The organism is Persicitalea jodogahamensis (assembly GCF_014651615.1).
Classification (GTDB): Bacteria; Bacteroidota; Bacteroidia; order Cytophagales; family Spirosomataceae; genus Persicitalea; species Persicitalea jodogahamensis.
On sequence record NZ_BMXF01000004.1, the window covers coordinates 192,064 to 214,349 of the forward strand.

A 22,286-nucleotide genomic window follows, 5' to 3' on the forward strand; every position below is an offset into this window, starting at 1 on the left:
GAGGTAGTTTTTGGGGTTAAGGGTTAATGGTCAAGCTGCGTTCTGCGTTTTTTAACAGATTTCGAATGCAGTCCGCAAATCTTTAACCTATTCTTCGTGAAGGGCCAATGCTGGTTGAACCCGCGCTGCCTGACGACTGGGGTACCAGGCGCAGAGCGTGACAATCACAAAAATGACGACGATGGCCGCGGCGATGGCCGTCAGGTATACGCCAGCCGCAATGTCGAATACATTCATTATGGGGAATTGGACGGCAAAAAGTAGTCCTAAAATAACACTGAATGCCGCTAAAACCCACATTTCGCCCAAAAACTGCGCCGTGACGCTTCCTTCTGTGGCGCCCATCGCGCGGCGGAGGCCAATTTCGCTGCGACGGCGGGCAATGCCCAGATTAAGGATTCCGAACAAGCCCAGGGCGACGTTCGTCAGAAGGAAGCCGCTGATGATCAGGAAAATAATGACCGGAACCAGTGTGAGGTTGTGGCGGTTTTTTCGTGATTCGGTGAGGTAGCTCACTTCAATGCCCCAACCGGGGGCCATGGCAGCGATGTCTTTGACCAGTCTTTCTTCAAATGTAGCGTCGGTCCCTGCTTTGGTTTTGATCAGAACTAGCTTATTCCATTTATCATTTTTGTCCATTAGTTTGAAAATAGCGGGATTGTCCAGCATGAACTCACCCTTGGCTTTGAATTTATCGACCACACCCACTACCCGAAAGGTTGTTTTCTGATTGCCTTCGCTCTCTGAATCATTATTACCAAGTACCTTGCCCAGCGGGTTTTCGTCTCCGAACAGCTTCTCCTGCAATTTCTTATTGATCACCACCGGGGTAGATTTGGAAACCCGGTCTTCGGGAAGGTACCAACGTCCGGCCGTTAAGGGCAGGTCCAGCGTTTTGCTGAATTCCTCGTCGGTGTAGTAGTCATCGGCCATGGATGAGATTTTCTGGTAGTTGGTACTATTGTTCATGGTGTTCGCCGAAAAAGGCGTATTACTGCTCATGCGCGAAGCGGATGCTACCTGCGGATAGGAGCGGATGCGCTGCATGATCTGAGTGGTTTTTTCGGCAATGGCGGTCGTGTCCTGATTGTTGTTCAAATCCACCACCCACACGTTTTTGTATTCGAACCCAATGGGTTCGAGGTAGTTGTTGAGGTTGTAGACGATGAGCGAAAGTACCCCGAAAAGTACCATGAAGGAAGCCCATATTTCGATGATAAGCAGCGAGTGGCTGCCCTTTTTATTCCAGATGAGTTTGAGAAGATGACGGAGCATGGCTAATTGGAATGATAAATGATGAGGGGTCCGCCCCCGCGGTTATGAATGTTGAATCCCTGGGATCAGGATTTTAGGGCATCCACGATTTTGAGTTTGGACATTCGGTAGGCAGGAAGTACCCCCGACAACAGACCGAATACCAGGCAGACCGCGATGCTGGCCGCGAAAACCGAAAAGTTGATGGTGAGGTCGGCGTAGGGAATCCAGCCGCTGTTGTTGATCAGCTGTATGATTAAAAAGGACAGCGACAGCGCAAACATCCCGCCGATGAGTGTGATAAAAATATTTTCGATAATAAACTGCCAGAGCAGTGCTTTGGCGGGCGCGCCAAAAGCCTTGCGTACCCCAATTTCGGAGGCCCGTTCCATGATCCGGCTCACGTTGACATTGACCAGGTTGATGGCGGGCAGTCCCATGAGCATCAGCATCAGAAAGCCGATGATGGAATATACAATGGTGGTTCGGGAGCCGTCCAGAAACACACTGGCAAAGTCTTCGAGGTAGGGATTGGCCTCTGTCGTCATTTCATGGAACGTGAATCCGCCATCGGTTTGGGGTAGGGGTATTTTGCCCACGTTGCTGGCGTATTCGGTCCTGATAGCCGGAAAGTCCCGCTTGTCTTTGGCCAGTACGATGGCCAGGTACCTTCCCCGAAAACCTTTATCCTGATAGTTGCTTTTTGGCGCAGTATACGGGAAATACACATCGCCGTAGGTGTAGGGGCGGGTAACGGGACTACCCTTCACTACGCCAATGACGCGGTATTTAATGGATTCAATATCAATAAATTTTCCAACGACCGAAGCTTCATCGTCTTCGAAGTACTGCCTGCGCAGGTCATCCGTAATCACCGCCACATGATCACCATTATCGATGTTCCGTTCGGTATAGGGCTTGCCGTCCACAAAGTCAAACTCGGTAACCCGCCAGAAATCGGCGTCGGTATACTTAGTGTTGAGCTTGATCCGCTTACCGTTGACGTACGTATTGGCAAAACCGAAAATGGTCGCGATGCCGACATTTTCGGGTGTTTTGAGAGACTTGACGTAGTCTTTCAAAAAAGCAAAGCTCATCGGCCCCATGTTTCGGCCCTGATGCGTAGTGTCCTTTTGCACCAGGCGGGTAATGTACAGCGACCGGTCGCGCTTGGTTTCGGGATAATGCGTTCCCAGCAAGTGGTCCAGAAAAGAAGTGAGCACCATCAGCACGGTCAACGTCAGCGTGATGCCGAACAACGTGATGAAAGTATAGAAAGGATGCCGCAGCAGTACCTTCCAGGTAAGTTTGAGGTAGTTTGAGATCATGGCTATATTGGTAGTTGATAGTTGACGATGGACTTACGCGATTCTGCGACTCAAAGTACCTGGGTGCCGTCGAAAAGACGAACGAGTCGGTGGGTGCGCTGGGCCATCGCGTCGTCGTGTGTGACCATCACAATGGTCGCCCCGTCGTCGTTGAGTTTTTGCAGGATGTCCAGAATTTCGTTACCCATCACGCTGTCGAGGTTCCCCGTCGGTTCGTCGGCAAGGATAATTTCGGGCCGTCCCACAATGGCGCGGGCGATCGCGACGCGCTGCTTCTGACCACCCGAAAGTTGCTTGGGAAAATGCTTCATACGGTTGCTCAACCCTACTTTTTCCAGTGCTTCCTGCGCCAGTTCGCGGCGTACTTTGGCGGAAGTTTTGCGGTAGAGTAGGGGAATCTCCACGTTGTCCAGCACGGAGAGGTCATTAATCAGGTGAAAACTCTGGAAAATGAAACCCAACTTCTCGTTGCGAAGGCGGGCCAGTTCCTTATCGTGGTAGTTGGCAACCCGACTGCCGTCGATGGAAATCTCACCGCCCGTAGGCTCGTCCAGCAAACCCATGATATTCAGTAGGGTACTTTTCCCGCAGCCGGATGGACCCATCACGGAAATAAATTCACCCTTTTTGACATTAAGGTTAATGTTGTTCAGCGCCAGCGTTTCAACCGAGCTGGTACGGTAGGTTTTGTCGATGTTCGTTAATTGTAACATTAGATTTTTGGGTAAAATGGTAAAATGGTTAATGGTTAAAAGGTTAAACGATATCGGGACTTCAAAAGAAATGATGGACGTGCTAAATGGAGCAGGACAGCTGAAAATACCGCTTGACCATTAACCGCTTAACCTTTTAACTCCCAAGTTTAACTCTTCTTTCAAAATCATACAGGGTCAGCAGCCGCAGACTGTAATAGGCTTCCCAGTAGTTTCTTAGCGCCAGAATATAATCCCGGCGGGCGCGGTCCTTTTCTTGGGTAGCGATGCCGAGGTCGGTGACGCTGAGGTTGCCGAGGATAAATCGATCCTGGGCGATTTGGTAACGGTTGGCGGCGATACTGTCGGTAAGTTTGGTGAGCTTCACCTGTTTTTGCAGCATTTGCAATAAGGTTACCTGGGTAAAAATTTCCTGCTCGAAGGTGAGCCGATCCTGCTCCACCGACTGCTGGGCAAATTCCTGGTTGGCCTTCGCAATTTCGGTGCGGGCTTTGTTGCGGCCCCAGGTCAGGATAGGTAGTGTGAATTGCAACTGAACAAACTGCCGGTCTTGTGGATCGACGTAGATATCGCCAGGTCGGGCACCCTGATTGGAAAGACCGAAGGTAGCTTCCAGCGAAGCGTTCAGACCATTTTCCTGACGGGCGCGTTGTGATTCCCTCTCGGCCTCCAAGAGTCGGCGGCGGTAGCCGATGGCATCGGCACGATTGGCGAAGGCTTCGTCCAGCGCGCGTTGCGGGTCGATTTCAAAAGCCCCGTTTTCCTGGGGTATTGCTAATTCGAGTTCGCGCTCATCGCGTGAGCTGAGGAACATTTTCAGCCGTAACGTTGCCACTGCCGCTGCCTGCTCGGCGGCAGCAAGGTCTTTTTGGGCGGTCAGCACGCCTATCTGGAGTTGGAGCAGGTCGTTTTGAGAAATCTTTCCCAAATCCAGCTTATGCAACGCAATCTGGTAGAGCGTGTCGTTGTTGCTCCGGTTTTTTTCGGCGATCTGGAGGTTGACCTGGGCAATCAGTAAATCAAAGTACAACCCGGTAGCATCGAGCGCGACCCCTTCGAGATCGGCCATGTACTGCTGATTGCTCTCCTGAAATTTTAAGGGTTCGATCTGCCGCTCCCACTTCATGGCGTTGAAGCGGAAGAGTGGTTGCATGATACCCACCGCAAACGGAATACCATTGTAGCGCGTATTGTCGCGGGCAAAATCGTCAAACCTTTGTATTTGCTGTTGGACGAAAACGGTCCCACCCGTGAGGGCAATGTTCTGGCTAAGGGCAAGATTCAGGGACGAATTGTTGTTGGCTACCGACTGAAATGCTACCGTGCCATCCGGCTGGACTACCTCGACGAACGAACGCGTGAAACCAGGTAAAGTCCCATTCAGGCTAAGCTGAGGCTTGTAGTTGGCCACAAACGAGCGGTACTGCCAGAAACTCGTTTTCTTTTGGGTGGCGGCCTGCTTGCTGGCCAGGGATTGGTATCGAGCTAAAGCTACTACCTCTTCCAATGTATAATGCTGATTTTGACCAAAAACCTTCATGGAGGAAAAGCCAAGAAGTACCCAAACCAGAGCCGGAAAAAATCCTAAATACCTGGTACTTACTGATCGGGTATCGAAATTCATGTTTGCGCTCATTTCTTTATCACGATTTCTTCCAGGTGCTCGTACTCATTCATGTCCGTCAGAATCACTTTATCTCCGGCAGAAAGACCGCTCTTAATCTCCACAAAATCAAAATTTGATAAACCGACTTCTACCTCCCGGCGGTGGGCCGTAGTGCCGGAAAGTACATAGACAAACTGCTTCCGCTTGCCACTGAAGGTCGGGCCGTTGGCGACCCGTAGGGTGTTGGTACTTCGGTTGGTCACCAGGTAGAGCTCCACTTTCATGTTGGGCCGCAGCATCTCGGACTGGGCGTTGTCCAGTTGGACCGTGAAACCGACTACCCCATCTTTCACGGCAGGCTTTACCTGGGTGATGATGCCGCGCAGGGTAGAATCGTTCACCTTGACGATCACCGGCAGCCCAACCTTCACCTGTTCGGCGTACACGTCGGGGCACGAACCTTCAACCCGGAAACTACCCAGGTCGGCCACTTTGGCCAGCATTTCCCCTTCGTTTACCGAGGAGCCGATGTTTTCGTTGACCCAGGTAAGTACCCCTTTGCGGTCGGCGACGATATCGGCCATGCGTAGTTTATGTTGCAGTTCTTTAAGGTTCTTGCTTTCGATTTGCGCGCCCAACTCCGTTTCCCGCAGACTGGCCCCCATTGATTTGCGGTTGTAGGCAAGATCATTTTCGAGTTGCTGCTTTTCGAGTTGCGCTATTTTCAGGGCGTTTTCGGCTCGGGTGATGTCTTCGACGGTACCGCCGCCAACTTTGGCCAGCCGCCGGGCGTCGTCCAGATCGGCTTTCAGTTTGTTGATATTGAGGAGTTTGATCTTATCGCTGATTTCGGCGTCGTAGAGGTTTTTGTCCAGCCGCATGCGCAGTTGATCGATGCTGTTTTTCTTTAAAGCCAGTTGATCTTCGTAGCGCTCAAATTCGATCTGGGTCAGTGATTTATCCAGGTCCACAATCGCCTGGCCCGGTTCTACTCGGGTGCCGGGCGTGAGAAGTACTTTGCGGATGGTCGCCCGGATGGGGCTGGTGATGATTTGCTCGTAGGCCGGGATGACCTCGCCCGTGGCATCCAGTGTGTTTTCGACGTCCCCTTTTTGTACTGTCCCGATTCTGATCCGCGACGCCTCGATGGAACTACTGATGGATTTCTTGAAGACATACACCAAAGCGGCCAGCAGGAGCACCGCGGCTATGCCAATCGCCCATTTTCGGTTGCGGGATTTATTGATTTGGTCGGCAGGTAATTCGCGATCCATTTAAAGTGGTAGTTTGAGAGATATTCATGGCTAATTGCTCTCAAATAATCACAACATTGTGCCATTGAGTAAGTGGTTGAAGATTAGAATTTTATAAAAATATTAAATAAAAAAAGCCGTGCGATATCGCACGGCTTGTGTCAAAACGAACACTTGGGAACGCAACTAGATATACGCGATGCAGTCGATCTCGATCAGCGATCCGCCCGGAATGCCCCCAACGGCCATGGTAGTGCGGCAAGGGGGCTTGTCGCCGAAGCGTCCCTGGTATGCTTCATTCATCGCTTTATAATCATCGAGGCTATTCAGCAGAACGGTTGCTTTTAGTACTTTGTCCATCGATGAACCCGCTTTGATCAGTTCCTTTTCTATTTCGTCCAGCACGTACTTGGTATGGGCGGTGATGTCGCCCTCAATGCGGGCGATCTTGCCCGCTACAAACACCATGTTGTTGAATTTGGTGTGGCTGGAGTACAAGGGTACTTCCTGATTCAAAACTACCTTACCCACTTCCTTTTGGGGAGGCGTTGGTTCCGATTTAGCCATGGTACCGAATCCGATGGCCCCGGCCACGGAGGCGAATAATTTTTTGAGAGTCGATCTGCGCTGAAACGTCATTGTTTGATTGTCTGGAAGGGTTAAAAAGGAGTGGTTGATAAATTGGGGTTAAGGTAAATTTAGAGTAGTTGACAAACAAACGAATCGCAAAATAAATTATACGGCTTTCGGCTAACCGGTTTAAAGTTTAGGGTTATTTTTCAATTCGTTCAGTATAAAATTCGCCGTGGTATGAATGGTCTGGGCGATGATGTCATCCGGCTCGCCGGTAAAATGCCAACGCTTGCTGAACGCATTGTCGCCAATAAAACCGTGAACAAACATGGTCCCCACTGGCTTTTCGGGCGTTTCGCTGCCGCCGGGCGAGGCCAGTCCGGTGACTGCTATCATGATATTCGCCGGAATCAGTTTTTTGAGCTGGTCGGCAAGTAATTGCGTCACTTCCGGCGACTCGGCCGTATACTGCTCGATGGCCTCACGGGGTACTTTCAACAAATTTGTCTTTACGCTTTCGTCGTAACACACGATGCTGCCGAGTACACTACTACCACAATCGGGCACGCGCGTGAACTCGTCGACGAATCGTCCGGTGGAGGCGCTTTCTGCAAAGGAAATGGTCAAACCTTGTTCCCTCATGTAATGGGCAAGTTCTATAACATTATGGGATGGCATGGGATATGGATTTTAGTTAATTTGGGCTTTTTATAAAAAACTTTGCCAGTAATGAAAAAAACACTCTTCATTCTTTTTCTCTTGACTACTACCCTCGTCCACGCCCAGCAACGCGCCATTACGCTCGAAGAAATCTACGGCACCAAAGCCAATACCTTCACCGCCAAAACCGTCACCGGTGTCAACTGGATGAAGCAGGGCGGCTTTTACACCTCGCTGCAACCGGGTCAGGTCGTCAAGTACAGCATCGCCACGGGCGAGGCGGTCGAAACGCTTTTTGACCAAAGTACCGCTACCGTCGCGGCTGGTTCCGACAAAATTACCATTGAAGGCTATCAACTCAGTCCCGACGAACGCAAACTACTCCTGACTACTGAGGAAGAACCCATCTACCGCCGTAGTTCCAAAGCGGAGTACTACGTGTATGATTTAGCCGCAAAATCCCTCGTAAAGCTGTCGAAAAACGGGAAGCAGCAGTTTGCTACGTTCTCGCCCGATGGTACCAAAGTGGCTTTCGTGCGGGAAAATAATTTGTACCTGACCGACCTGGCCACCCAAACTGAAACCGCCGTCACGACCGACGGCAAGTTCAACGACATTATCAACGGTGCCGGTGACTGGGTCTACGAGGAGGAATTCTCGCTTTCGCAGGCGTTCGCCTGGTCGCCAGACGGGCAGCGCATTGCCTTCTGGCGCTTCGACGAAAGCGCGGTGACGGAGTACAATATGCAGATGTGGAAAGGGCTTTATCCGCAGGATTATAAGTTCAAGTACCCCAAAGCGGGGGAAGCCAACGCTATGGTGCAAATTCTGGTGTACGCTTTGGCCAACCAGAAAACGACCAAAATGGACATTGGCCCCGAAGCGGATCAGTACATTCCCCGCATCGAGTGGACCAAAAATCCGAACCTGCTCTCGATCCGGCGCATGAACCGGCTGCAAAACCGCCTCGATCTGCTGCACGCCAATGCCACGACCGGACAAACTACCCTGATTCTGACTGAGGAAAGCGACACGTACGTAGATCTTATTTTTACCGACGATCTTACCTACCTGGCCAACGGGGAGGAATTTATCTTTTCCAGCGAGCGTAGCGGCTTCAAGCACCTATATCTCTATAACATGGATGGTACCCTCGACCGCCAACTGACTTCCGGCGGCTGGGAAGTGGCCGAATTCCTGGGCATCGACGAAGCGACCCAAACCATCTACTACACGTCCACCGACGTCTCGCCTCTGGAACGTCACCTGTATCGCCAGGACATCAGCGCGCCCAAGCGTCGCCGTCGCCGGTACCAGGCTCCGGTCCCGGTGCGGATGTCCGACAAGCGCGGGATCAACCGCATTTTGCTCAGCCCCGATTACAAGTACTACCTTGAATACAACAGTTCGGCGCAGTCCGTACCGACGGTGACGCTGCGGCAGGCTCCCGCGGCCACGGTGGTCAGGACGCTGGAAACGAATCAGGATCTTTTCCGGAAACTCGCCGAGTACCGTACCGTAAAGCCGGAATTTTTTCAGTTTACGACTTCCGAAAGCGTGTCGCTGAATGGCTGGATGATCAAGCCCGCCACTCTCGATCCCAACAAAAAGTACCCCGTGTTGATGTTTGTGTACGGCGGGCCGGGTTCGCAAACGGTCGTGGATAGTTGGGAAAGCCGCGACTACCTCTGGCACCAAACCCTGGCCGACAAGGGCTACATCATCGTGTCCATCGACAACCGGGGCACCGGGGCGCGGGGCAAGGAATTCCGTACGGCGACTTACGCGCAACTCGGCAAACTCGAAACGCAGGATCAGATCGAAGGTGCCAAGTACCTCGGCACGCTGCCCTACGTGGACAAAGACCGCATCGGAATCTGGGGATGGAGCTACGGCGGCTACATGACCTCGCTCTGCATGACCGTCGGGGCCGACTATTTCAAGGCGGGCATCGCCGTGGCGCCCGTCACGACCTGGCGCTTTTACGATACCATCTACACCGAGCGCTACCTCAAACGCCCGCAGGACAACCCCTCGGGCTACGACGACAACTCACCGCTCACCCATGCCGCCCAACTCAAAGGCAAGTTCCTGCTCATCCACGGCACCGGCGACGACAACGTACATTTCCAGAACTCGGTAGAATTTGTGAACGCGCTGGTGGAGGCCAACCGGGAGTTTGAAACCTTCTACTACCCCAACCGCGCCCACGCCCTGCGCGGCGGCAATACGCGCTATCATTTGTATCGGATGATGACGAAGTTTTTGGACGAGAATTTGTAGGTTTATGATTCCCAGGACATTGTTATGATGAAAGTACTTTATTGTAAGCTATTGCTGTTGTCGATATATACTTTCTCTGGATGTCAAAGTCAAAGGGGAGATAAGATGCCTGATGATTTTGCTTTTAAAATAATTTGGTCCACGACAAGCTATGATTCTGAAACGGGGAAATACTCTGAAAGGTACACTTATGGCGATTCGGTAATTACTGCTTATTTAAATAAGAAAGAGTTAGAGTCGATATATCGTTTTTCAGAACAAATAAAGTTTTCAACTTTTCCGCCTGAATTCAGGTGTGCAACGAAAAGTGACACTGGATTTCCATTCTTTGATACTACAATAGAAATGACAGTTAATTCGAAGTACATGAAATCAAAGAATACTACTTTTTGTGATACAAAGGAGAGGAATAATGATGCTGAAAACTTTGATAGACTATCCGATGAGATAAGTAAAATATTAAAGAAGAGAGAAAAAATAAAAAAAATGCCAAACTCAGATATTATGTTTATGTGAGAAATTATCTAATAGGGCTGAGTAATTTTTGTTTGAGGGAAAGTAGTTGGAAATTTATAAATTAGAGATCATTATATTATTTAAAGTGGGTTACATTGCAGACGCAATGTAATTCAAGACAGGATTGTAGAAAGAGGGTTGTTGGAATAACTATTCTTATATGCATTATTTTTTTGCCATTATAAAAAAAAACTTCAATTAACTAAAAAGTGACAATTGAACCATTTTAGGACCGAAAGGAAAGCAATATATGATACAGCAAAATTCTTTACAGATTGTGGCTGGATTTTTCGCGAGCAACCTATTGTTGATTTGGGGGTAGATGCCTTGGTAGAAACACCTATAGATGAGAATGGTAAAATTAAAATCTTTGCATTACAGATTAAAGGTGGAGAAAGTAATTTTCAAAAGAAAAGGAACTTCTTGACATTTTATTTCTCAGAAAGACACTATCATTATTGGAACGCTATAAGTGAGAACTACCCTTTATTTATTGTGCTTCAAGATAACAATACTGAAATAATATATTGGCAAGAATACAATCATGATTTTATATCAAAAACTATTAAAAATTGGAAACTTGATATTCCACTTAATAATATCTTGAATGAAAACTCAAAGTATCTATTGGTTAACACTTTATTTAAATTTAAATATAAGTTACCAAAAACATTCTATAATGAATCCATTCAAAACAAAACTAGTAAACTAATTATCTACTTTACTAATTTTAATGAAGGAAAAGATGGTGTTTTTATAAACCTTATATACAAAGAATATATAGTCACACAAGAGTTATTTTATCGCCCGAAAGAGGGTGAGTGGGATGAAGGGAAGTCATTTTTAAGTTGGGAATCTCAATATTATTATTCATTAATTGAACTTGAAAAATATATTTTCTCACTTTTTGATTCAACTAATATAAATAAAAAATATTTTAATAAATTGGGGGAAGAAATTAAATCAATTGTTGGTGGTAATATTGAGAATGTACAAGAGTATATCTTTAATTATAATAATAAAGATAAGGGTGTGCCAAGATATTGTTTTTTTTGAAATCTTTCGAGCTTTATAGTAATCTTTTAAGAGGCCAATATGAAGCACAGGCAATCGATTCATTGGTTCATTTTAAAAGTAAAAACGGTATTTTTGAAATTAGTTGTTATGAAAGCCTTACCTATCAATTAAAAAGTTATATTGATAATTGCAGTTATGATGAAATTTGTTCTGAAACGAATAAGAATATTTGGTCTGAGATTTGTATTGATGGGTTTATAGAAAGGTCTGAATTTATCCCCGTTATACAACGTGAATTAGAATTGTACTGGCGGACACTATATAAGGAAATTAAAGAAGAGATTGGGCGTACCAAACATTTAGATGAAAGTAAAGAAGAGTCATGGAGAGTTTTTAAGTCATTTATTGATTTATATAATGATGCGGAAAATATAATTGAATTAGCATATGACTTTGACGAAACGGTATTATATCCAATAGCTGTCATTTCTATGATGAAAATACTCAACGCTGATGTTTGTTATGGAGAATATTGTGAATTAGAATTTGAGGCAGGTAATGAATGGGAAAGTATTTACTTTAATAATGAAAGTTGGGATTTGCCATTTTTTTATATTAGACCATACCCCTACTAATCCCCGCTAACCCAGATCTGTGATCGGGCGTTGCATCCACTCGCGTTTGTAACGCGAACGAACAAGAAAATCAAACATTGATTATTCAAATAAATAATTCAAACCTGACCAAACGTAAAAGTTAGCAGCCAATCCAAGGCGATTTTATAAAACCAAAACCAAGCTTACATAAAACCTATATGTCAATACGAACAGAAGAGGAACTGGTTGGAATGAAGAGGGCGAGCGAAGCAGTGGCCTGTACTTTAAAGGAAATGCGAGACTACGCTCAGCCCGGCATGACAACCAAACAATTGGACGACTACGGAGCTGAAATACTTTCTGATTTCGGCGCAAAATCAGCCCCGTATCTGACCTATGGCTTTCCTGGTTGGACGTGTATCAGCGTAAACCACGAATTTTGCCACGGTATCCCGTCTGACGCCAGAATACTGGAAGAAGGTGACTTGGTCAATATCGATGTGTCAGCCGAGCTTGACGGCTTTTGGTCGGACAACGGTAGTTCTTTTGTGCTTGGGCGGGACATTCACCAGCATCAAAAACTAGTAGACGCTTCAAAAGAAATTTTGCACAAAGCAATATTTAATATTAAAGGGGGAGTCCGCATTTCGGACATAGGGCATATTATAGAAAAGGAAAGCAGGAAACGTGGCTACAAAGTAGTGAAGAACCTAACCGGACATGGCGTAGGCCGAAGCCTTCACGAAGAACCCGGTGAAGTAGCGAATTTCCGGGACCGGTATAATCTGACACGATTCAAGAAGAATTCGGTGGTCGCTATTGAAACATTTATTACCACCGCTTCAACATACGCTGAAACGCTGAAAGATGGCTGGACTATGGTTGGAAATAAAGGTGGGTTTATGGCCCAGCACGAACACACAATTGTGGTTACTGACGGGAAGCCAATCATATTGACCGAAATGAATGAGATTTGGAATTGAAGAGTTTTCTCAAAAATTTAAAATTAATGTCAACTGACAACCTATTAAAACAAGTAGCTTTCATCAAGGAGATTGACAAGTTAAAATACATTCAACGCAAAACTAAATTATTCAACAGCGATCGACCCGAAAACGACGCCGAACACAGTTGGCATCTGGCCATGATGACCATCGTTCTGGCGGAGCATTCGGACAAGCCGATCGACGTGTTGAAGGTTTTGAAAATGGTACTGATCCACGACATTGTCGAGATAGATGCCGGCGATACGTTTATGTACGACACCTCGAAAAACCACACAAACACCGAAGAGGAACTTTTGGCCGCCAAACGGATTTTCGGCCTTTTGCCAACAGAACAAGCTGAGGAATTCATTGCCATTTGGGAAGAATTCGAAGAGGGTAGTACCGATGAGGCAAAGTTTGCGAAGTCGATGGATCGACTTGAGCCCTTGCTGCAAAACACGTCAAACAATGGAGGTACCTGGGCAGAATTTGGTGTGCCTTATCAGAAGGTGTATGACAAGAAGAAGGCAATTAAGCACGGGTCGACCTCGATTTGGAACTACGCCGAAAATTTGATTAACGACAGTGTGGAAAAAGGTATTTTGAAGAAATAAGCTGGATACCGGCGGAAGGAGTGGTCCCTAAAATATGCGCTTCATTGTTCGACTCCCTGCCATTTGCCCTATAAAAAAAGCCCTTGCATTCTGCCTGTACTTCCTATTCTTTTCAACCCATTCAGGTGCACAGAACCTGTTGCCGGTTCCGGCTTCTTCATTTCTGGACGAAGTACCCAAAGGAAATGTAATCACCACGGCTGCCGAACAGCGGGTGCCCTGGCTGTTTAACAACACCGGTATCAAACTCAACTCGGCCACCAACCTGATGACACGGGTGGACGCGGCGAAGGAAGGTACTTATCATCTTTTTGTGCGAAGCGGCGGTGATAAGGGTGCTTTTAAAGTAGCTGTAAACGACAAAGTAACGGACACCGTGTTTGGGAGCGCGCCCTGGGGGTGGAAGGCAGGGGGTACTTTCCATTTGCACCAAGGACTGAATTACGTGAAAATCACCCGCATCCAGCCGGGGGCGGTGTTCGATGTGCTGGTGTTGAGCGAGGCAACTACCCTTGATGAAGAAAGCGTGTTAACCCTGCAACTGAACCCGGACGTCAAACTGCTGAAAGAGTATATAATCCCCCGTTCCAACGCAGTGAAATTTGGAGACGTGAATGGTGACGGAAAAACCGACTTTCTGGTGCTGGAACCCGATTTCTCGGCGCATGTTTTTGATAATAATGGTCAGGAACTCTGGCAATGGCAAGCCCCGGAAGAATACACTAAGGAGCGGTCGGAGTTTGAAGCGCCGGGGGTACTCTGGGATTTTGACGGTGATGGCAAGGCCGAGGTCGTGCACTGGCGCTTGACGGAAGGAAAAGAAATGCTGGTGATGGCGGATGGGCAAACCGGCCGCGTAAAAAAGCAAACCAACTGGCCTACCAGCCCTCTGCCGCATGTGTACAACAACTTTCGCCTGGCCATTGCCAAATTGACCAAAAACGCTCCCAACGAACTGGCCGTCTTTACTGATTACGGCGGTACCATGACGGTAAGTACTTACGACGCCGATTTAAAACAGTTGTGGATGCACACCGAACATCGGAAGAAGGACAACCTCGGGCACTACATCTACCCGGTAGATTTGAACAACGATGGCATCGACGAAGTGCTGGTGGGTTCGTTGCTGCTCGACGCCCAAGGAAAAGAGATCTGGAATCGTTTCGATCTGCTGCCCGACAACCACGATCATGCGGATAGCTACAAGTTTGGCGATGTAAACGGAGATGGGAAGCTGGATATCGTGACGGCCAACAGCGAAACCGGGATTTTTATTTACGAAGCCATGACCGGGAAAATCATCTGGCAGCAGGTTGCCGAGCATACCCAACAAATACAAGTGGGTAGTTTCCTGAAAAATACGCCCGCTCCGCAGGTAGTTGCGGGTGGTCGGGTTTATGGCAACCGTCAGATCGGTGAGCCCTACCTGTCCGGTCAGCTCTATTGGTTCGATCGCCAGGGTAGTTTACTGAGCAAATGGCCGGGGCAGCCCATCAACGGAAACCCTGACTTTGTGAAAGGTGACTGGCGGGGCGATGGCAAGGAAGAACTCTTTTGGTACAAATTCCGCCTTAACAACCGGGGCAAGGGCGAACTCTACTTTCCGGATCCGGTCTTCCACATGTTCGACTTCTCGGGCCGGGGTGCCGAAGAAGTGATCACTTTAAGCAACGGCTTTTTGCGGGTATACGGTAGCGCCACGGCTATTGATAGCGGCAAAGACCGTAAGAAAGATACGCTGTATTTGAAAAATACGGTTGTAAACCATACCCATTATTGATTTGGTTCGGCCTGGTGGGGAAGGCTCCATTTTGCAGGAAGATTTATAGTAGATTGCGCCAGAGAAAGGTCTTCTCCAACCATACCGTTTTCTGAAAACTGCTCCAATGACCCACCCGACCCGTCGCGATTTTTTGCTGCAATCGGCCTCGCTTACGGCCGGCCTGCTTTCCACTTCCAGTCTGCTTTCAACTGCTGCGGCGCAGCCGCTCAGAAATCCGATGCCGCGCTGGAAAGGGTTCAATCTGCTGGATTTTTTCTCCCCTGATCCTGGAAAAGGTCGTCCAGCTACCACTGAAGAACACCTGAAATGGATGGCCGGTTGGGGCTTTGATTTCATCAGGCTTCCCATGGCCTATCCTTCCTACGTAAAATTCGACCGGAGCCGACCCATCGCAATCCCGGAGGTCCGGGCCATCGACACGCAAGCCACTGACCGGATCGAGCAGCTGGTGTACCTGGCCCATAAGCACGGCCTGCATGTGAGCCTGAATCTGCACCGGGCGCCGGGCTTTTGTGTCAATGCGGGATTTGAAGAGCCGTACAATCTGTGGCAGGATGCCCAGGCGATGGAGGATTTTGTGTACCACTGGTCTTTCTGGGCCAAACGCTTTGCCCAGACTTCCGCCAAAAAAATAAGCTTCGACCTGCTGAACGAACCCTGCACCCGCGAGGACATGAACGATCAGCACTCCAAACGTGGTCCGATTCCGGGCGATCTCTACCGGAAAATGGCGCTCGAAGCTTCCCGCGCCATACGGGCGCACAATCCCGATCATTTTGTGATTGCGGACGGAAACAATGTAGGCAGCAACGTCATTCCCGAAATCACGGACCTGAACATTGCCCAAAGTTGCCGGGGTTATAACCCGGGCATTATTTCCCATTACAAAGCTCCCTGGGTATTTAAGGAAATGGACAATTTGCCCGAACCCAAGTGGCCCGGGCAGGTGGGGGACAAGTACCTGAGCCGCGCGATGCTGGAAGCGCAGTACGAACCCTGGATCGCCCTCACCAAACAGGGCGTAGGGGTACATTGCGGGGAGTGCGGCTGTTACAATAAAACGCCCCACGCGGTGTTCCTGGCCTGGTTTGAGGATGTGCTGGATGTGTTGAAAAGTAACGGAATCGGCTACGCTTTGTGGGAATTCAGGGGTAGTTTTGGTATGTTGGATTCGGGACGTGAGGATGTGGCCTATGAAGATTGGCACGGACACAAACTGGATCGCAAGTTGCTGGATTTATTGATGAAGTACTGAGGAGTACGTCATAAGATAACTAACCGAATAATGTACGATACATTAATTGCCTTTTTCAATAAGCATCTCGATAAGCCTTTGACAGAATCGGAGATAATTTCTCTTCGCGAGATATTTACTGTAAAAAGAATGCGGAAGCATATGTTTTTTTTGCAGGAAGGCGAGGTTTGTCAAATGGTAGGTTTTGTGACCAAAGGGGCTTTCAGGCAGTACACGATTGATGAATCTGGTAAAGAGAGCATTCTGAATTTATTTCTAGAGAACTGGTGGGTGGCAGACAGGGAAAGCTTTGCAGATGGCACCCCTTCCCCTTATTTCATCGATGCCTGTGAAGATGGTGAATTGCTGGTATTTACCAGGGAAGATTTTTTTGAAAAAATTGACTCACTGCCTTTTCTAAAGGAGGTGAGCAGAAAACTGACGGAGAGAAATTCATATCAATTATTGAAAAGGGTGCATCACGCGAAAGCGCTTTCAGCCGAAGAGCGGCTGGTCAATTTAGAAGAAACTTATCCCGAGTTTCTGCAGAGATTCCCTCAGCACATGATTGCTTCCTATCTTGGGATGACCAAAGAAACCCTGAGCCGTATTCGCGCTAAACATGCCGCCTTCCCGAAGAAACAACGTTGACATGGATCAACGGAATTTCTTATCATACCTCATTGCAGGCCGCCTGCTGCACCTTGTACTTTTGCCGTAGTATTAATTAAAACATTGTATTCATGGCAAATCAAAACACATCCAAAGCTTTAAATATCGCCTTGTGGGTAGCACAAGGGCTATTGGCAGCCTTATTTCTGATGGCAGGAGCAAACAAACTTTTCCTTCCAATTTCCGAACTGTCGGAGACGTTGCCCTGGGCATCAGAGTTTCCGGAATGGTTGGTAAGGTTCATCGGCATCAGTGAATTATTGGGGGCCGTAGGATTACTGCTTCCTTCCCTGCTGAGAATCAAACCTTTCCTGACATCGTATGCAGCCATCGGCCTTGCCCTGGTCATGGTATTAGCCACTTTTTTCCATATTTCCCGTGGAGAAACGTCCGTTATCGGCATGAATTTCGCCATTGCGGCCATTGCCGGCTTCATTGCCTGGGGCAGGATGGTGAAGGCGCCCATACTACCGAAGGCTGGATTTAGCAGTCAGCTGGGAAAGTAATCACTACTGGATCACAAAAAATCGATTCGATGGAGGAGGTTTTATCAACAGAAAACGCTGTGCCTGGTACCAGCCATGCATTGAACTCAGGTGAATTGGCCTCTTTCGGGGCTGTTCACCTGAGAAATACTTCCCTTAAGAAAGCGACTGAGTTCTGGACCAGGATTGTTGGAATGAGGTTGAGGCATTCCACCAACGAAACGGCAGAATTTGGCACGGAGGATAAAACGTTGGTCGTGGTAAGTCAGACGGCCACCTTTCCTTACCAGCAGGGGTACAGCGGGCTTTACCATTTTGCCGTACACGCCCCAAACCGGCAGGAGTTTGCCAGAATGCTCTACCGCTTGCTGGCTAACAACTACCCCTGTGCTCCGGTTGACCATACGATGTCCCGGGCGGTTTATCTGAAAGACCCCGATGGTATTACGGTGGAGTTTACATTGGAGACGCCTGAACGCTTCAAAAAAATAAAGACTGAACACGGTTTAAGGGTAGAAGACGCAGATGGAACCATCCGTGCTGCTTCTGAGTCTCTGGATGTCGATGCCGTCCTTAAATATTTACCCGATAGAGATTTGAGCAGGCAGATGTCAGAAGAAACCAGAATAGGCCACCTTCATCTGTACGCGTACGACTTGGAAAAGCTGGACGCATTCTATAAGCAGCTGGGGTTTGTGGAATTCAACTACCTGCCTGAGTACAAGTATGCGGATCTTGGCGCAGGCGGCGCTTTTCAACATCGGATCGCCTTGAATTCGTGGCATGGGGTGAACAAACCGCTCGCTCCCGGCGAAAATGCCGGCATGGAATATTTCAACATCGAGTTTGCGTCAAAAGCCAAAATGCTGGAAGCTGTTAAAAATCTGGGGGGAGGCGGTGAAACAGGTGATAGCTTCCGGGTATCAGACCCAACGGGAAATCTGATTGTGATGACCCACCGATAGCCAGAGCATTTGATGATTGATTTTCAGATAGGGATGCTCTAACGACCACAATCATTGAATCTGTCTCAGAAAAAGAACAGGGGATAATAAGGACCGGGTAGGTATAAAAGCTTGGTGAAGTGCCTTTTTTGATCATTTTTGGCTACTTCCCTTATTTATGAAATTCAACTATTCCGTTTCCTTCGCCATGATCTGGGTGCTGGTTGGCCTCAGTGCCAATGCTCAAAAGACTACCGTCAGCATTAACGGCAATCAATTCTACCTCAACGGAAAACCCACCTACGAAGGCCGTTTCTGGCAGGGAAACAAAATCGAGGGATTACTCATGAATTCGCGCATGGTGCAGGGGGTATTTGACAACCTGAGCGCGGCAAGTGCCGATACGTTTGCTTATCCTGACACCAAAAAATGGGACGCTGAACGCAACACCGATGAGTTTCTGGCAGCCATGCCGCTCTGGAAAAGCTACGGTCTGAATGCCATAACGGTCAACATGCAGGGAGGAAGTCCGTTCGGCTACGGCAATTTTGATTTTCAGAACCCTGGCTACAATCCTGACGGAACCCTGCACACAGGCTACATGCGGCGGCTGGACAGGATCCTTCGCAAGGCGGACGATCTGGGCATGGTCGTCATCCTCGGTTTGTTTTATTTTGGGCAGGATCAGCGGCTGCGGGATGAAGCGGCCATCATAGCCGCAACCCGGAACATGACCCACTGGCTTTTTGACAAGGGCTATCGCCATGTGCTGATCGAAATCAACAACGAGACCCTGGGCCAGATCAAACAGTACGATCACGAAATACTGCTTTACCAGAGAGTTCATGAACTTATCGATTTGGTAAAAGGCATCGAGCGGAATGGATACCGTTATCTGGTAAGTACCAGCTTCCCTGCTCAGATCCCCCCGACCCAAAACGTGCTCAATTCAGCGGATTTCGTCCTCTTTCATGCCAATGCCCTTCGCGATACACAGAAGTACATAGAGCACATCGCGAAGGTGAAAAAAGCCGTCGGGAACCGGGAAATGCCTATTGTGATCAATGAAGATGACAATTTTGATTTCGACAGTGATTCGAGCCATTTGGCTCTTGCCCTCCAAAACTATATCTCCTGGGGCTACTTCGACTACCGGAAGAAAGGAATAACGGACTTGAAAGAAGGGTACCAGAGCATCCCGGTCGACTGGGGCATAAACTCTGAGAATAAAAAGGCTTTCTTCAACAAAATCAAGCAAATAACCGGTGTGAAGTAAGCGTACTGCTGGGGCGGATTTCGAAGAGTGCTTTACAGAAAGTGGCTAAAAACCTGCGCTCAGGCTATCGTGACAAGTAAGGACCGTCAGGAACATGCTTTTCAGGAAAAGCCATTCCTAATTCCAATATGCCAAAACGCTACTGGGTCGTTGTCGGTACCTTTTTACTGGCCATGTTGCTCTACGTAGACCGTATTCTGATTTCGGTTGCCAAGCCGGAAGTTTCCGCGTCGTTATCGCTCAGTGACAAACAGATGGGCTGGGTACTTTCTATTTTTTCGCTGGGATACGCATTGTTTCAGGTACCCTCCGGGATGCTGGCCGACCGCATCGGCCCTCGAAAAACGCTGACGCTGATTGTCAGTTTTTGGTCGGCGTTTACCTTCTTTACGGGCCTGGCCTGGAATTTTGCCAGCATGCTCATCATCCGCTTTTTGTTCGGGGCAGGGGAGGCGGGGGCTTATCCCAGTATTAACCGAACCGTGTTTTCCTGGATTCCGGTGCAGGAGCGGGGTATGGTCAATGGCATTAATTTCTCGGCGGGCCGCATTGGCGCCGCCCTTGCCCTGCCGGGGGTAGCCTGGCTTATCGTTGCCATCGGCTGGCAGTGGAGTTTTGCTACGCTGGGGGTAGTTGGCTTTGGTTGGGCCCTGGTCTGGTACTTTTATTTTCGTGATGAACCCACTCAGCTTGCTTCCATTTCATCACAGGAGCAGACCTACATTCTCACGCACCGGCAACCGCAGGAAAGAGTCAGCGGACAAAGCCTCCCGATTGCCAGAATGTTGAGTGACCGTAACGTACTGCTATTGATGGGGCAGTACTTTGCCAGCAACTTTACGTTTTTCTTCTGCCTGACCTGGCTTTTTCCCCACTTGATGGCTCGTTTTCAGCTCCAACCCGTCGAAGCGGCATTTTACAGTTCGCTGCCGCTCGTTTTTGGCGCAGTCGGCAATATTCTGGCGGGCGGCCTGGTCGATGGCCTGTATCGGCGTGGGTACTTCGGCCGATCCCGCACCTTCACGGCGGGTCTTGGATTTCTGCTGGCAGCCATCGGATTGTTTTTCAGTATCGGTAGCGAAACCGCGGGTATGGCCACCTTCTTCCTGGCCCTGGCGGTACTTGGGGCTGACATGACGCTCAGCCCATCCTGGGCGGCGTGCTCCGACATCGGCGGTATATTCTCGGGCACCGTGTCGGGCGCAATGAATATGTTTGGTAATTTGGGCGCTTTCTTTACCGCCCTTTCATTTCCTTACTTGCAGGCTTGGTTCGGCTCCGATGAACCGTTTTTTTACATTGGTGTGGCACTAAACCTATTTGGAATCCTTTGCTGGTTCGGCATAAAACCCACAGAGAAAATACTTTTGACCAAGATTTAACTCAATCTACCCACTCAATCTTTTTCACTCATAATTCATCATTCCTAAAAAATGACTTCTTACAAAATTGCCGTAGTAAACGGTGACGGCATTGGTCACGAAATCGTCCCAATGGGCGTTGAAGTACTCAAAGCCGCCGCTGAAAAATTTGGCTTTGATCTTGACACCACCGAGTATGCCTATGGGGCGGGCTACTACCTGGAACACGGCGATTTCATGGCCGAAACCGGCTTGGAGGATTTAAAAAATTTCGATGGGATATTGTTCGGAGCCGTGGGCCTACCCGCCGTAGACGACACACTTCCCTTCAAACTATTCACCAATAAAGTACGCACGGCGTTCAAGCAGTACGTCAACTACCGCCCGGTGAAACTGCTGGATGGCATCGACAGCCCACTACGCACCAAAACTCAGAAGGATATTGATTTTGTGGTAATCAGGGAAAACAATGAGGGCGAATTTGTGCAGAATGGCCGGCAGATGTACCCCGATGAACCTTACGGATTTGCAACCGACACCAGCCTGTTCACCCGTCCAGGGATCGAGCGCATCGCGCACTATGCTTTCAAACTGGCGCAAAAACGTCGCAAGAAGGTAACCAACGTGACCAAGTCCAACACGATGATCAATACGCTGGCCTACTGGGATAGGGTGATCGCCGAAGTGGCCGAGCATTATCCCGACGTGCAGTATGGCAAGATGTACATCGACGCCGCCACGGCCAATTTCGTTCTCCGGCCTGAGCTATTCGATGTCGTGCTTACCACCAATATGTTGGGCGATATTCTCTCGGACCTTGGCGGAGCCATTATGGGTAGTCTGGGCTTTGGGCCAAGCGGTAATATCAATCCGGAGAAGAACTTTCCTTCCATGTTTGAACCCATTCACGGTTCGGCGCCTGATATCGCGGGTAAAGGCATCGCTAACCCCATCGGGCAAATCTGGTCGGGGGCTATCATGCTGGAACATATCGGCGAGACAGCCGCTGCCGAGGCCATCGTGAAGGCGATCAACGCCACCACCGCGCAGGGTATCCTGACGGGCGATGCAGGCGGAAAAAACTCCACTACCGAAGTGGCACAGGCCATTATTGAAAATTTGAAGGGTTGAT

General features: G+C 48.7%; 21 protein-coding genes. 14 read left to right on the forward strand and 7 right to left on the reverse strand.

The window, feature by feature from the left end; translation table 11 throughout:
- Window positions 1-87: 87 nt before the first annotated feature.
- From IE117_RS19135 to IE117_RS19165, 7 genes are all read right to left on the reverse strand, one after another.
- Window positions 88-1,275, reverse strand: a complete 1,188-nt coding sequence (locus IE117_RS19135; protein ID WP_189566140.1) for an ABC transporter permease — start codon at window positions 1,273-1,275, stop codon at window positions 88-90.
- A gap of 65 nt (window positions 1,276-1,340) precedes the next feature.
- Window positions 1,341-2,582, reverse strand: a complete 1,242-nt coding sequence (locus IE117_RS19140) for an ABC transporter permease (RefSeq protein ID WP_189566141.1) — start codon at window positions 2,580-2,582, stop codon at window positions 1,341-1,343.
- Between the two features lie 50 nt (window positions 2,583-2,632).
- A complete protein-coding gene (locus IE117_RS19145; RefSeq protein ID WP_189566142.1) occupies window positions 2,633-3,295 on the reverse strand; it encodes an ABC transporter ATP-binding protein in 663 nt (220 codons plus the stop codon).
- A 136-nt stretch (window positions 3,296-3,431) separates the two neighbouring features.
- Window positions 3,432-4,835, reverse strand: coding sequence for a TolC family protein (locus IE117_RS19150; RefSeq protein ID WP_229581237.1), 1,404 nt, complete (start codon window positions 4,833-4,835; stop codon window positions 3,432-3,434).
- Between the two features lie 92 nt (window positions 4,836-4,927).
- Complete coding sequence (locus IE117_RS19155; RefSeq protein WP_189566143.1) at window positions 4,928-6,175, reverse strand: efflux RND transporter periplasmic adaptor subunit; 1,248 nt, start codon at window positions 6,173-6,175, stop codon at window positions 4,928-4,930.
- Between the two features lie 165 nt (window positions 6,176-6,340).
- Window positions 6,341-6,793 carry a RidA family protein gene (locus tag IE117_RS19160; protein WP_189566144.1) on the reverse strand — a complete coding sequence of 151 codons (453 nt, stop codon included), beginning with the start codon at window positions 6,791-6,793 and terminating at the stop codon, window positions 6,341-6,343.
- A gap of 120 nt (window positions 6,794-6,913) precedes the next feature.
- On the reverse strand, window positions 6,914-7,405 hold the full coding sequence (locus IE117_RS19165; protein WP_189566149.1) for a CinA family protein: 492 nt from the start codon (window positions 7,403-7,405) through the stop codon (window positions 6,914-6,916).
- Window positions 7,406-7,456: 51 nt separating this feature from the next.
- On the opposite strand from IE117_RS19165, the gene IE117_RS19170 reads away from it, so the two are divergent.
- The 14 genes from IE117_RS19170 to IE117_RS19235 all read left to right on the forward strand — a co-directional run bounded on the left by IE117_RS19170 (window position 7,457) and on the right by IE117_RS19235 (window position 22,285).
- Window positions 7,457-9,670 (forward strand): S9 family peptidase, encoded by a 2,214-nt coding sequence (locus IE117_RS19170; RefSeq protein WP_189566151.1) that lies wholly within the window; start codon window positions 7,457-7,459, stop codon window positions 9,668-9,670.
- 105 nt (window positions 9,671-9,775) lie between these two features.
- Complete coding sequence (locus tag IE117_RS19175; protein ID WP_229581161.1) at window positions 9,776-10,186, forward strand: hypothetical protein; 411 nt, start codon at window positions 9,776-9,778, stop codon at window positions 10,184-10,186.
- Between the two features lie 216 nt (window positions 10,187-10,402).
- Entirely contained in the window at window positions 10,403-11,242 is an 840-nt protein-coding gene (locus IE117_RS19180) for a DUF4365 domain-containing protein (RefSeq protein WP_189566155.1), read from the forward strand.
- Window positions 11,239-11,838, forward strand: a complete 600-nt coding sequence (locus tag IE117_RS19185) for a hypothetical protein (RefSeq protein ID WP_189566157.1) — start codon at window positions 11,239-11,241, stop codon at window positions 11,836-11,838. The genes IE117_RS19180 and IE117_RS19185 overlap by 4 nt, the downstream gene beginning before the upstream one ends.
- 179 nt (window positions 11,839-12,017) lie before the next feature.
- Window positions 12,018-12,782: a type I methionyl aminopeptidase gene (gene map / locus IE117_RS19190; RefSeq protein WP_189566159.1), complete on the forward strand. Its 765-nt coding sequence runs from the start codon at window positions 12,018-12,020 to the stop codon at window positions 12,780-12,782.
- Window positions 12,783-12,808: 26 nt separating this feature from the next.
- Complete coding sequence (locus IE117_RS19195; RefSeq protein WP_189566161.1) at window positions 12,809-13,399, forward strand: HD domain-containing protein; 591 nt, start codon at window positions 12,809-12,811, stop codon at window positions 13,397-13,399.
- Window positions 13,400-13,433: 34 nt separating this feature from the next.
- The gene (locus IE117_RS19200; protein ID WP_189566163.1) at window positions 13,434-15,179 is read left to right on the forward strand and encodes an FG-GAP-like repeat-containing protein; all 1,746 of its coding nucleotides are present in this window, start codon (window positions 13,434-13,436) and stop codon (window positions 15,177-15,179) included.
- Window positions 15,180-15,285: 106 nt separating this feature from the next.
- Complete coding sequence (locus tag IE117_RS19205; protein ID WP_189566166.1) at window positions 15,286-16,437, forward strand: glycoside hydrolase family 5 protein; 1,152 nt, start codon at window positions 15,286-15,288, stop codon at window positions 16,435-16,437.
- A gap of 30 nt (window positions 16,438-16,467) precedes the next feature.
- Window positions 16,468-17,067, forward strand: a complete 600-nt coding sequence (locus tag IE117_RS19210; RefSeq protein ID WP_189566168.1) for a Crp/Fnr family transcriptional regulator — start codon at window positions 16,468-16,470, stop codon at window positions 17,065-17,067.
- 92 nt (window positions 17,068-17,159) lie between these two features.
- Window positions 17,160-17,594, forward strand: coding sequence for a DoxX family protein (locus IE117_RS19215; RefSeq protein ID WP_189566170.1), 435 nt, complete (start codon window positions 17,160-17,162; stop codon window positions 17,592-17,594).
- Window positions 17,595-17,623: 29 nt separating this feature from the next.
- The gene (locus tag IE117_RS19220; protein WP_189566172.1) at window positions 17,624-18,538 is read left to right on the forward strand and encodes a VOC family protein; all 915 of its coding nucleotides are present in this window, start codon (window positions 17,624-17,626) and stop codon (window positions 18,536-18,538) included.
- Between the two features lie 157 nt (window positions 18,539-18,695).
- Window positions 18,696-19,793: a hypothetical protein gene (locus IE117_RS19225; RefSeq protein WP_229581164.1), complete on the forward strand. Its 1,098-nt coding sequence runs from the start codon at window positions 18,696-18,698 to the stop codon at window positions 19,791-19,793.
- A 128-nt stretch (window positions 19,794-19,921) separates the two neighbouring features.
- Entirely contained in the window at window positions 19,922-21,175 is a 1,254-nt protein-coding gene (locus IE117_RS19230) for an MFS transporter (protein WP_189566174.1), read from the forward strand.
- Window positions 21,176-21,226: 51 nt separating this feature from the next.
- Window positions 21,227-22,285, forward strand: a complete 1,059-nt coding sequence (locus tag IE117_RS19235; RefSeq protein WP_189566177.1) for an isocitrate/isopropylmalate dehydrogenase family protein — start codon at window positions 21,227-21,229, stop codon at window positions 22,283-22,285.
- Window position 22,286: the final 1 nt, after the last annotated feature.